Origin of the sequence: Kineothrix alysoides, from assembly GCF_000732725.1 — a bacterium.
Lineage (GTDB): Bacteria > Bacillota > Clostridia > Lachnospirales > Lachnospiraceae > Kineothrix > Kineothrix alysoides.
In genome coordinates, this window is sequence record NZ_JPNB01000001.1 from 1,508,120 (window position 1) to 1,521,065 (window position 12,946).

11 protein-coding genes are annotated in these 12,946 nt (G+C 40.5%); 1 reads left to right on the forward strand and 10 read right to left on the reverse strand.

Annotated features, from left to right (window positions below; all coding sequences use genetic code 11):
* Positions 1–15: 15 nt before the first annotated feature.
* From CC90_RS0107125 to CC90_RS0107160, 8 genes are all read right to left on the reverse strand, one after another.
* Positions 16–279, reverse strand: coding sequence for a helix-turn-helix domain-containing protein (locus tag CC90_RS0107125; protein WP_031390104.1), 264 nt, complete (start codon positions 277–279; stop codon positions 16–18).
* 7 nt (positions 280–286) lie between these two features.
* On the reverse strand, positions 287–1,183 hold the full coding sequence (locus CC90_RS0107130) for a hypothetical protein (RefSeq protein ID WP_051869317.1): 897 nt from the start codon (positions 1,181–1,183) through the stop codon (positions 287–289).
* A gap of 240 nt (positions 1,184–1,423) precedes the next feature.
* Entirely contained in the window at positions 1,424–2,419 is a 996-nt protein-coding gene (locus tag CC90_RS0107135) for a beta-galactosidase small subunit (protein WP_031390106.1), read from the reverse strand.
* Entirely contained in the window at positions 2,403–4,292 is a 1,890-nt protein-coding gene (locus CC90_RS0107140; protein WP_031390107.1) for a glycoside hydrolase family 2 TIM barrel-domain containing protein, read from the reverse strand. The genes CC90_RS0107135 and CC90_RS0107140 overlap by 17 nt, the downstream gene beginning before the upstream one ends.
* A gap of 36 nt (positions 4,293–4,328) precedes the next feature.
* Positions 4,329–5,162: a carbohydrate ABC transporter permease gene (locus CC90_RS0107145; RefSeq protein WP_031390108.1), complete on the reverse strand. Its 834-nt coding sequence runs from the start codon at positions 5,160–5,162 to the stop codon at positions 4,329–4,331.
* A 1-nt stretch (position 5,163) separates the two neighbouring features.
* Positions 5,164–6,057: a carbohydrate ABC transporter permease gene (locus CC90_RS0107150; RefSeq protein ID WP_031390109.1), complete on the reverse strand. Its 894-nt coding sequence runs from the start codon at positions 6,055–6,057 to the stop codon at positions 5,164–5,166.
* A 130-nt stretch (positions 6,058–6,187) separates the two neighbouring features.
* Positions 6,188–7,573, reverse strand: coding sequence for an ABC transporter substrate-binding protein (locus tag CC90_RS0107155; protein WP_031390110.1), 1,386 nt, complete (start codon positions 7,571–7,573; stop codon positions 6,188–6,190).
* A 163-nt stretch (positions 7,574–7,736) separates the two neighbouring features.
* A complete protein-coding gene (locus CC90_RS0107160) occupies positions 7,737–10,001 on the reverse strand; it encodes a helix-turn-helix domain-containing protein (RefSeq protein WP_031390111.1) in 2,265 nt (754 codons plus the stop codon).
* Between the two features lie 187 nt (positions 10,002–10,188).
* Here CC90_RS0107160 and CC90_RS0107165 point away from each other — a divergent pair, with 187 nt between their 5' ends.
* Complete coding sequence (locus CC90_RS0107165) at positions 10,189–10,812, forward strand: hypothetical protein (protein WP_031390112.1); 624 nt, start codon at positions 10,189–10,191, stop codon at positions 10,810–10,812.
* A gap of 43 nt (positions 10,813–10,855) precedes the next feature.
* Here CC90_RS0107165 and CC90_RS0107170 read toward each other — a convergent pair whose 3' ends face one another.
* Positions 10,856–11,686, reverse strand: coding sequence for a pentapeptide repeat-containing protein (locus tag CC90_RS0107170; RefSeq protein WP_031390113.1), 831 nt, complete (start codon positions 11,684–11,686; stop codon positions 10,856–10,858).
* Between the two features lie 151 nt (positions 11,687–11,837).
* On the reverse strand, positions 11,838–12,929 hold the full coding sequence (locus tag CC90_RS0107175; RefSeq protein WP_157837535.1) for an acyltransferase family protein: 1,092 nt from the start codon (positions 12,927–12,929) through the stop codon (positions 11,838–11,840).
* Between the last annotated feature and the right edge of the window lie 17 nt (positions 12,930–12,946).

The window sequence follows — 12,946 nt, forward strand, 5'->3', positions numbered from 1 at the left end:
TCCTGTCACTATGATTTATCTATTAGCTTCTAACATTTGCTTGATATGGGGAATGCTGCTTCCCTTTTCCCTCAGCTCTTTAATTTCCGTTATTCTCTGCATCGTCTTTTCCCTTGGGAATTTGCGGGTCAGGTTCTCTTCCTCCTGCTCAAAAGAAAGCAAACCTTCTTCCGTATAAAATTTCAGCGTACTATATCTGCATCCTGTAATCCTGACAAGCTCCCCAATCGACACATATTCCGATACCATAATTTTTTCCATTGCTCTCTGTCTGGACATATTTCACCTACCTATATACCGGCAAAAGCTCTACACCCTGAATAGGTACTCTGCAACTGCGGGCAGAAGGCCATATTCTGTAATATGCGTTATCAATTTTTACCATTGTTTCGCTTTCTATCCGTAATTCTTCGCAGGAATGACCGTTTTCGCGCAAAAATTTCATTGCGTTCTGCCTCCTGTCCTTTACCGTCGTTCCTAAAATAACCATATCGATAAAGATTGCCTGCCTTCTGTCAAAAAAAGGAAAAAGAAGGTTTACACCCTCTAAATAAGGGTTCTTAAAAATATTGCGCTTAAAGTCAAGGTATTTTAAATAAGTCTGCCTTACTCCGCTATGGAATTCCTGCCCCAGAATAACTTTATATAATTGACTTTCCGCCGAAAGTTCTATAAGCCGCGCCCCTATTTTATGCTGTTCTTCTATGGAAAAAATATCATGCATACATCCGCATTCCCGAATAAGCCAGAGAACGGCTACGGTTTCCTCAGTAACTTCTCCCGGCTCCAATATGACAGCTCTTATGCTTTCGGTTATCCTCTGATACGCATCTTCATTGCTTTTATATTCCCTCATGGTTACATTCGCCGTATAATAATTCATATCGCAGCCAAGAAGATTCGGGACTTCTTCAAGTACATTTTCCGCTTTTAATATGGACACTATTTCTTTTTCCAGACTCCGTCTCTGCTTACCATTCATTTTCTTGATATTCTCTAACTGATGGCAAAAACGATTCTTAAACTCATTCATATTTTCTTGCACATCCTCCATAAGCAAGGTCTGCAAAACATTTGCTGCCGCGATTCCCATAACTGCGGCTTTCTTCGCCATCGTATTGTGCATGCTGTCCTGACCGTCCAGGGCCACCAATGCAAACTGCTCCATTATTGTATAATCCATAATAATATTACCCTCTTTCTGCTCCGGAATATTTGTACTACTTACTACTTACTACTTACTACTTACTACTTACTACTTACTACTTATATCATAGGCTATAATTTAAAAATAGTCAATAACATCATTAATTAAAATGAGTAAAAATATATAAGAACGTTTCCCGCCGCAAACAATTACAGCCACAATTGCTGCTTATTAAAAACCACGGCAATTGTGACTGCAATATTTAAGATATATTTATTAATTATTTATTGAGGCTTTGCTGATTCGGAACGAATAATTGATATCCTTTCCTGCATTTATACGGTAATCAGGCTCAACATCCGCACCCCAGCTATCGATTCCGCCAACGCCTCTTACTGCTCCAAGAATAGATACCACCGTTCTTCTTGCAGGAGGGAGTTCTTCATGATGAGAAGCGTTTTCAAGCTCCAGCGGAGTGTAGGGAATACAGGAAAATGCAAATTCCTTCCCCTCTTCCATAGCAGAAAATTTAAGTCCAAAGGTCTTATTGTTTTGATCCGCATTGTTTAAAGTCGTGTCCCTGTATACTTCCAGCCATTTGGTCTTCATATGGACATTACAATCCTGAGGCACCAGATATTTCGTTACCGGCAAACCATCTATATCGTAAATGCCCGAAATCCCTCCGGCCATTCTATCGGGATAGGTCTCCCCGGACAATCCCTCGTACCGGTATCCTACAGCCTTTGTCGGCATGACAAACCGTATTCCGAATACGGGCAGCTCCGGCAGCTTATCATTTCCATGATACCGTACATGAACGTTTATCTTACCGTCCGCACATACCTCGTAAGCAACTTCTACTTTTGTAGAAGGTACAGTTATTGTCTCATAGAAAAACTTCAGATATACTTTTTTAGCACGTTCATTTCCCGTATATTTATTATTTTCCGGAGCGATTGGCAAAGGGATTTCACTCCCGTCTACCATAACCTCTCCTCCGATATAGGAAATAAAAGAATCGGCTCCCATCCACATTCCGGAACGGAGCGGAAAGCCGTTTCCTCTATCGTTATCCGTTACAGCGCGCCAAAAGGCAGGCTTCGGAGTACGGTACAACCATTCCTTCCCGTCGATTACCAGGGATTCCAATCCTCCTTTCACATAAGAAAACAGATAACTGAAGCCCTCTCCATGCAGCCCAAGCACGCTGTCTCCATATACGATGAGCAGCGTTTCATCCATATATTTCTCTTTATTCATATAATCCATAATAATACTTTACCTCCTGCATCGCGGGTTTTTCCGTTCTATCGGCAAATACGATTCCATTGCCGGAAAATTCATAATCGGACGGACGGTCATCGAAATCTCCGCCATAGCGCAGTACCATTTCCCCGCTTACCTCATCCCGAACGAAAAGAGCCTGATCGATATAATCCCAAATAAATCCGCCCTGATACATAGGATATTCCTCCAGCAAATCGATGTAAGATTTCATTCCTCCGAGAGAATTGCCCATGTCGTGCATATATTCGCATAGGATAAACGGCTTTTTGGGATCGTTTTCCAGATACTCCTTTATTTGCGCAGGAGGCGCATACATGCGGCTTTCCACATCGGATACGGTCTCTTCATAAGCTCTGTTATGCACCACTCCTTCGTAATGCACCAGTCTGCTGTCATCTATCTCCTTATAAAAACGGTTCATACTCTCTATTCCGTCTCCTGCATAAGACTCATTGCCCAGGGACCAGAATAAAATAGAAGTATGGTTCTTGAACACTTCGAAATTCGTCTTCGCCCTGTCCACGACAGCCGGTTCCCAAGCAGGAAGACTTCCCGGTACATTCCAAGACGGCTCCGCTGTCCCCAGCTTCTGCCATGAACCATGAGATTCCAAGTTCGCTTCCGCCATCATATAGATACCGTTCTCATCACACATGTTATACCACGAAAGCTGATTAGGATAATGGCAGGTTCTGACCGCATTGATATTGTTATTTTTCATAACCTGAATATCCCATTCCATTTCTCTTCTGCCGATGCAGCGTCCGCCCTCTGCGCTCCATTCATGACGGTTTACCCCATTAATAATCAATCGGCTTCCGTTTAAGAGCATCAGCTTATTCCTGATTTCAATCCGCCGAAAACCTACCTTATAAGGAACGAATTCCACTTCTTTTCCGTTCTCATCCTCTATGCTTATGGTCAGCTCGTATAAATATGGATTTTTGTGACTCCACAAGGTGATTCCCTTTAATTCTTCCGGATCCATACGAATATTACTATTTATAATAGGAAGCTTTTTTTCCAAGCAGATCTTATTCTCCGAATCTGCCAGCCTTATCACCACAGTTCCTGCCGGCTTATCTCCGGACAGCTTTACATCCAAAGCAAAGGTTCCCGACACATTATCTTCTTTAAGTGCCGTCTTAACCCAAATATCCTCCACATGCAGCTTCGGAAGTGCATACAGCGTCACATCCCTATATATACCAAAGAAACGAAAGAAATCCTGATCCTCCAAATAAGCCGCCGTACTCCTCTTATGCACTTCAACAGCGAGAACATTGTCCTTTTCCTTAATAAAGGGTGTTAAGTCGAACTCAGAAGGAGTGAAGCTATCCTCTGCATAGCCTACAAAGCTGCCGTTCAGCCATACATACATCGCCTGCTCCACGCCTTCGAATAAAATGACAACTCTCTTACCTTTAAGGCCCTCCTCCAGATCAAAGTGCTTGATGTAAGAACCCACCGGATTATAGTCCGCCCTGCTGAAGCTTCCCTCAGCGCCATCCGCCTTATTCAGGGCATGAGCCGGTCTCCGGAACATATGCCCTTCCCACGGATACATCGTATTGATGTAATGAATCTTATCATAGCCCGCAAGCTCGATATGGCATGGAACCTTTATATAACCAAAGCCTTCTTCCGGATAATCTTCCTCAAAAAAATTTGCCGGCCGTTCCGTGGCATTCACAGAGTAGCAAAATCTCCATTCTCCGTCTAACGGCTGCGCCAGCGAATTCTTCCCATGCAAAAACTCTTCTCTGCCGGAATAAAATTCATGATCGCTATGCGCCGGCAATTGGTTCACGCGGAAAACCTCCGGTTGATCCAACCATGTAATATCTGCTTTCATAAAGCCTCCTCCTTGTGTAATGGTAGGTATCAATAATCATTCTTTTACAGCACCTGCCGCTACCCCTGCCAGTATATACCTTTGAAAAAACACATAAATCGCTATGGTAGGTATCATAATAATGATGATACCGGCAGCTAATGTCTGCCATGAACCCAATTGGGCATTGGCATAATCCATTAAAAAGGTCGTAAGGGTCCGCAGTTTGTTCTTAGGCATATATAAATAAGGGATATACATGTCATTAATAATATTTATAGCCTTTATAATACATACGGTAGCGGTAGCCGGAGCCAATAGAGGGAATATAATCTTAACGAAAAGCCCGAAATAACTGCATCCATCAATTAACGCCGCCTCATCGAGAGAAACGGACAGACCGGAAATAAACTGCCTGTAAATATAAAGCTGCATCAAATCGGAAGCCACATATATGACTATGGGTGCCCCCAGCGTATTATATAAACCAAGGCCTTGAATTATCTGAAAACGTGCAATTTCCGTAACGAAGGTGGGTATCAGCATACCTATAAAGAATAAAGATACTACCAGTTTCTTTCCTTTGAACTCAAACCTCTCAATAATAAACGCAGTTATCGTTCCGAACATAACATTAAAGAATATCGATACCACTAATATAATACCTGTATTTTTAAAACCAATCAATAAGTATTTATTGGATAGCACATCTTTGAAATTATCGAAAGTAATTCTCCCCCATTCCGGCAGCAATAAGGGCGAGGTTGCAACCATATCCGCCCTCGTTTTAAGTGCGGCAAACAATGTAAGGATAATGGGTGCCAGAACAATCACTACCATGCCCGCACAAAGGATTTGCTTTACGATTTGTGTTGAAATTCTCTTTACCATCTCATTTCCTCCTGTCCCTAAGTATCAAGCCGTGGATGATTTTATTCTGTATAACATAAATAAAAACAATCATAATCATAATTGCAACTGCCATCGTGGAAGCCAGACCGAAATTCGAATAAGTAAAGGCAGTTTTTATCGTATACAACGTAAACGTAGAAGAAGCATATCCCGGTCCCCCCGAGGTAATTACGAAAGGAATATCGAACACCTGAAGCGAGCCCCTAATATTGTCGAATAGGACAAAATCTACCATGAGCATAATTCCCGGAACTTGAATGTATTTGAATAGCTGCCATGCATTAGCGCCATCCACCCTTGCAGCCTCCGCCACGTCTTGAGGAATCGACTGTAAAGCGGCCATAAAGAGAATTACGTGATATCCGCTGAATCTCCACACTGAGACAAAAGACAACACATAATTCACTATTTTAGGGTCTGATAACCAGTTCCTAATCAAGAATTCCAAATTCAATACCCCTAAAATGGCATCAAAGGCACCATTAATGGGGGAAAAGAAATAGGAAAAGGCATAGGCTACCGCAACACCGTTGATAATATAAGGCATAAACACCATTGTCTTATATAACTTTGCTGCCCGCAGCCTTCCGGTAAGGATAACGGCAAATCCCAACTCTGCCGCAATCATAAAAAAATGAATGACAAAATAAACAGCATTGTTTTTCAGTGACAACCATAAATCCTTATTTTTCAGCATAGAAATATAATTGGTAAAGCCCACAATGCTACTGTCTTTTGAATATCCGTCCCAATCGGTAAAGCTCATACGAAACAAATCTGCCGCCGGGATTACAACAAATACAATCAACAATATAACTGGCACTACTAGCGCCGTTATAACGAACTGCATCCTTCTTTTTCTCAACTTACTCATAACAAATAACCAAGCCTTTCTTTACTGCCTGCAATCTTTCGCACGCAGACATAGGGTATAATAGCTTTTCTAAACTTTTGCTTTTCAAAACATGAGGACTGCTAAAAGCAGTCCCCATAGACTTTAAATCTTACTGAATTTGCAGTTTGCTTCTCGCATCCGCCCATTTTGCATTCAATTCATCCAATGCAGCATTCAAGTCAAAACCATCCGTCATCATCTGTGCTCCAAGCTTTTTATAATCAAAGGTTGTTTCATTCTGTATTGCAGTAAAATCATCGCCTCCGCCATCATACATTACAAGAATCTTGTCGGGCGTGAGCTCATCTGCCTGCGCCAGCACCGGATCCTTCTCCTTGGGGAAATTCGCCATGGATGATGCAGAGGATACATAATTGATGTAATCCGGATACCATGCATCAGAATAAAACCATTCTACAAATGCAACCGCAGCTTCCTGATTTTTGGAATGGGTGGTAACGCCCATAAAAGAGTCTCCCTGTACAATCACATTATAGAGATCCGACTCCGTGTTTCTTGTAGGAAGATAAAAGGTTCCCAACTGTGAAATATCATCCGTACCGTTTTGAATATTCTGAAGTCCCCAGTCTCCAAGGGCAATAATTGCTGCATTCTTTGCCGCAAACAATGATGTCACCTGATCGTTTCCAAGCCCTAATGGGTCCTTGCCCAGCACGCCGGATGTGAACAAGCTGTATACCTTTTGATATGCCTTATTGATGTCGGTTCCTTCCGCAAAGGGAGCATCCTGACTTGCCATGGTATTCCAGTTCTGCCCATTTCCCGATTCCAGTGCGGGCATGAATTCCATATAAGGATAATCAGGCCATTCATCCTTAAGGCCACAGGCAATTGCCATAAAGTCCGGGTTATCTTTTCCATAGTAATCCTGCAGCGTCTTTGCTGCCGCTTCGAATTCCGGCCATGTAGTCGGAACTTCAACTCCCGCTTCCTCAAACATATCTTTCCAATAAAATACATATTCATATCCGGAGGTCATAGGAATGCCCAAGACCTTTCCGTTAATGGAATAGCCCGCCGCCAGATCGTTGTTTGCACTAGCCTGCGTTCCCGACAAATCCACAAGATAATCTTTAAATCTGGATAAGGTAAAAGGCTTGTTAAACATAATATCCGGCAATTGATTTGCCGAAGCTCTCATCTTCATCGCATTCCAATATTCGCTGTCATCCTTGATTTTCTCTACTTCAATATCAATATTAGGATATTGTTCCTGAAACTTTCCTACCATATCGTTATCTTCGATGAATTCATTTAAATTGTTGTCCCAAATAGCAAAGGTAAGTGTGCCGCTTAAATCCTTCTTTAAAGAATTCGTCGCTTCGGTATTTTCAGTTCCTGCCTCCTCTTTCCCCGTTTCTGCAGGTGCGCTTTGCGTACCCTTTGTTTCCACCGCGCCTGTGCTGCCGCACCCTGCAAGCAAAGAAGCTGTCATCACACAGATTAATAATGTTGCTAATACTTTTCTTTTCATTGATCAATTCCTCCCTTTCTTTTTGTGGCTTCAGCATAGCAGTCCGCAGAAAATGTTTCCATCTCTTATATTCACTTTTATTGACTTTTCTTCAGATTTGAGGTTTTTGCTTTCTTGTTATTTATAAAGTTTTTTTGATTAATCGTAAGAAAAACCATGTAATTTACATGGTTTTTCTATACTGTGAAGGGCTGATTCCATTTATTTTCTTAAACATTCTGTTAAAGTGCTCTGTATTTTGATACCCTGTCATCTCAGCAATTTCGTACACCTTAAAACTTGTGGTCTTCAATAGTTCTCTCGCTTTTTGCATTCTAAGCCCCGTCAAATAAGAAGAGAAATTCTCTCCCGCCTCCTTGGTGAAACGATTCGTAAAATATTTCTCATTCAGCCCTACATACTCCGCCACCTTCCCCAGCGTAAGCTCTGTTTCCTCATAATGAGCCGCAATATACCGCTTGGCCCTCACTACCATATCCGTCTCTGAAACCTTCAGTTTAGAGGCGGAATAATCCATGATCCACGCGAAATAATTGGTAAGCCATATTTTCAGACCTCTAACGTCCTCTATATGACGAAACTTCTCTACATAGTCGTATTGCTTCCCGAATACCTCGGTAAAATTGGAATTATCTTCGCTGAATCTATTTCCTATCGCCAAAACCACCGCACAAGCTAACTGATAAAGCTCTCCCATGGCGCGATTATGAAACAGTTCGAATAGTCGCTCCTTTTCCTCTACCATGTTTTTTTCATCCGCGATATAGAGTGCTCCTGCCAGCCGTTCGTACTCTCTGGAAAGAGAGATAATCTTCTCCCACTGGGAACTTTCCTCGCTCACATCGATAACTGCGCATTCTCCCCGCAAATGGCGCAGGCACATTTTGTTTCGTATATCCTCAATCCGGTATTTAAAATCTCCGCAACCGAAGGCCTCATGCCCGATAAGAGCGCAAATTCCTGCCCCAAACTCCGCCTTTACGGCTTTTTGCAAATCCTGCACCATTTTTTTAACTCCGGATACATAATCCTCTTCTGTAATCCGGTAAAATATGAAAAAGAAATCGGAACGCTCCATGTAAAGGAGGCATCTTGATGCAAAGCGCGGATTCCGCTCAAAGCTATAGGTCAATCGGGAGGCGCCCTTGACCTCATCCTCTTCTCCATGATAGCCATACACAAAGAAGCCCAATATCGCATAGCGTTCCGCAAAAAATTCTGCAAAGCTTGTGCTCACCTCTTCCGGTGTCATTTCTTCTTTAAGCATTGCCGCCAGGTAATCCTTCGGAGCCCTCTTTGCGCTCCTCACCCTATCCTCATATTCCTCAATTAATGCATTCAACCGCCTTACCATGGCATTGAACTGATGAATCATAGTTCTTATTTCAAACTGACCGCTGGGAGATATGTGGACCTCTAGATTTCCTTCCTCTACTTGCCGCAAACCACTGCTGATCTCCTCCACCGGCTTTACAATACTCCTTAAAAAATACCGGGAAAAATATGCCGCAAGTGCCAGAATCACCACTGCCGCTAAAAGAATAAATACTGCGTTCTTCCAATAATCGACTGTAAGCTGCGAGGTTTTGATATAGCTTTCGATATACCATACGGTATTATTAAATTCAATCGGAGTCCGCACACATGTATATTCGCCTTCCGTAATCTGCACATTCTCCTCTTCCTGTGTGGAAAATATGACCTGTCCCTCTTCGTCTGTAATCTGTGCGATTCCAAGCTTGTTTTTTCCTGCCAAATAGTCCGTATTATATTTCCTGATTCGCTCCGCCGCCGCAGTGGAATGATAAAATGTCACCATCTCTATCTTTTGCGAACGGTCCGTGGTCACATCCGGAGCGAGAGCGAATACCAAAATCAGCATATCCTTCTTCCCCCCGGTAAAAAGATCATTTAGCGAGTTCGTATCGTAGGACCCGACAAATACTTTATTAGGATTTCCCAGCGCTGCCTGATACCATTTTGTCTGTTTGATTTCTTCCTCAGAGCGGCGAACGTCATTTTTTATATAAGTCTCCCTGCCGCTCTTCATGTAAAAACCCACAGAAACTATGTCCTTTACCGGTTCCAGCGCCAGATTTCCTGCTTGTGCCAGCTTCTGCTCGTTCTCATATCTTATTTCCCACTGCGCGGTATCTGTGCCTGCCGCATAAACCAATATTTCATTATTGTTAGTATAAATCAAATGAGATAATCGCATGGACATAACACTTATATCTGATAAGAGTTCCGCGATAACTGTTTCCTGTGACTGCTCTATATTCTCCATCGCCTGATTCTTGAACTGCTGATTTAAAATCAAAAGCGACACCAACAAGACAATCAATATCGGAATCATAATAAAAAGAAGAAAAAGCATATTATATATAGTTTTTAAAGGAAGCATCTTCATTTTTTGTTTTCTAATCATCGCCGTTCTCCACATAATGATTCCGTCTTTAATAGTATTCTTGCGTTTAAAATTATAACATAATTGACTTATGTTAGAAAAGAACTACTATACTTCAATTCAATATTTAATTTTTCACGCAGCTTATTTTTTTCTTCACATTATATCTGTATGACGTTATAATTGGCATATAGAGAAAGGGATTATTATGCATGTCATTATCTGGTTAGCTATTGAACTAATTTGCTTGATTTTAGGCTCAATCTTTCACAACACTGTCTTCTATGGTGCCGCATTCATTTCTATTGGCATTGTGATGTTCGTCTGTATTAAGCAGGGATTTTCACTAAACAATAAAGCACTGGCTATAATAGGGTTCTTTTTCCTCCTATTCGGAACGGCCATTGCAGCAGAGCCATTGGTGCAAAAAGAGACAAACTTCGGCAGTACTTACCTAATGTTTGTATTTGGAATTGGGATGGGAATTATCTTTATAGCGCTTGGAATGTTTGGTATCAGCAAGCACTTTTTATGCAGAGTGCGTTTGGAAGGCACCTTTGAGCATTGGACTATGCAGAGCGGAAAAGGAAGAAGCTGGTATGTCCCGCAATTTTCCTATGTCTATGATAAAAGACATTACCGCAACACCAGCGGAGAATTATATTCTACCCGAAAAATGAAACACAAATATATCAAAGGAAACCTATACCCCATTTACATCAACGCAAAGAACCCTACGGTCTTCCGCACCCGGCAGACCTTCCCAGTTTCCAATCTTTTCTATACTTTGCTGGGTATTCTATTTATATACGTACCCTTCACTTGTGTTTAGATGATATGCAGAAACTTCTTGTTCCAAAATTTACCGTTACCTCTTACATCCATGAAAGAGGCCTAATAAGATGCTTTGGAATACGAGTGTTCTTATTTCCCTTTGCCGCATTGATTTGCCCCTGCGTCAAAAAAATACTTTCTCTAAGATCAGCATTTTTAATATTAGTATCCCTTAAATCTGCCCCAATAAAATTACTTCCTGTCAAACTGCAGCTCTCTAAATTTGCTGCTATTAAAAGTGCTGAACTAAAATTATATCCATCCAGTTTTGATTTCTTGAAATTATGCCCTATAAAATCTTTTTTCTTTATTTCCCTGTTTGTATGACAGACTTCCCTTTTAACAAGTTCTCCTGCTTCTTTGAGTAAAGGATTTACTTTTGTTCTAAGTTCTTCTATATCGAAGTTTAAAATATCCTTTGGAGAAGACTGAATGAGAATATGTAATTCATCAATATAAATAGAAGTTTTCTTCCATAATGTTTTGGCCGGCATCAAAGTTAAGATTTCTGACAGATACCATAATATTTGCTGTAAATGGAAGACTTTGATAAACACCTCGAATATTTCTTGAGCGATTTGGGAATTTGATCTCCAGTCCCCCGGTTCATATAGGGAGGCAACAATTTGCCCGGCCCCGAAACAATCGTATGCTAAACAGCCTTTCATTTGCTTTGAATAGAGTTCACTATGAATAGAGCAGCAAAAATCACTATCTAAATTGTGACATGGTGTTCCGGATACCTTGTCCGAAGGAAAACCATCAAATTTAGAAAAATATAAAGCTACACAACAAAGACCTCTGCATTTTTCGCAGTTTATACGAAATTCATTGAAAATATCACTGCTTGAATCATATTGATGTAATTGCAATCCCAATCCTCCCACTTCTTTCAAGTCTTATATGAGCCTAATCTTGTCCATATCACCAGTAATCCTTCTCTGAAAAATGTTCTATCTTCCCATCCGAATCATTGAGTATAATTTCTTCCACCTGTTCACCTCTTTAATATGGAAAGTCCTATTATTTTGCACCGAATAATAAGCCTAATAGCCGGTTTCTTTTCACTATTTCATATGCACCGAATGATAGAATATAACTTATGATCACTATAATAAAATACTTTAATATGGGATTAATTCCGTACTGTATTATCCAGAATCCAACAGATGTTACAATAATCATATGTACAATATAGATTGTAAAACAGGCTCCGGACAAATAAACTAATGCTTTTGAATTCTTATTTATATATTCATGGAATAACCCAATGATTGCAAATGACGGAATAATTTTAGCTAATTTAACAACAAATCCAAAAAGATACATTACTATCATTGAAGCTCCGTCAGATGGTTCACCGTTAAAGAATATAATATACAATATAATACTTAAAGTTAAATAAAACCATTTATCCCTGCAGATAGCTTTCAAATATTCTTCTCTTGTAGCAAATACAAAACCAATAAGAACCACATAAAAATAGGCTATCGGATTTTTTTCATCTAATATTTCAATGAGATAAAGTAAGCAGTAAGGTATTGCAAAGAGCAGTAACCGGCCGGGTTTAAAACAAAAAGCCGCCAGTTTATCAAGGACATTTTCTGATTTAGCTTTCATCAGCCATTTAAAAATCGGCAGACCCAGAAGCGAAAACACAAACAAATATAATATAAACCATAGATGCGCCGGCGTATAGCCTCCGCTTAAGCCATCAAAGGAACCCGGTCCTCTTGTAAAAAACCCGATATAGTGGTTGAAAAAGCTTTCTTTCCTCCCCTGATTCATGCACCAAATATAGGTGGTAATCGGATTTAATAATAAACTTCCTGTCAACAAGGGAACGAATAACTTTATAAATCGTTCTTTTATAAATATCTTCATGCTTCTTTTGAGCAAAGAAAAATAAATTGCCATTCCTGCGATTAAAAATAAGGTTACCATATGGAACCGATCCATAATACCGCATAAAAACATCAAGCTGTTAACCTGCATGGTATCTTTTACATACATGATAGCCCCTGGATTTTGATTAAAAATGATGGTGGCATGAAAGGGAATAAGGGATAAAACGATTATTGCTCTAAGCCAATCTATATCATAATATCTTTTCACTGATGACATTTTAATCT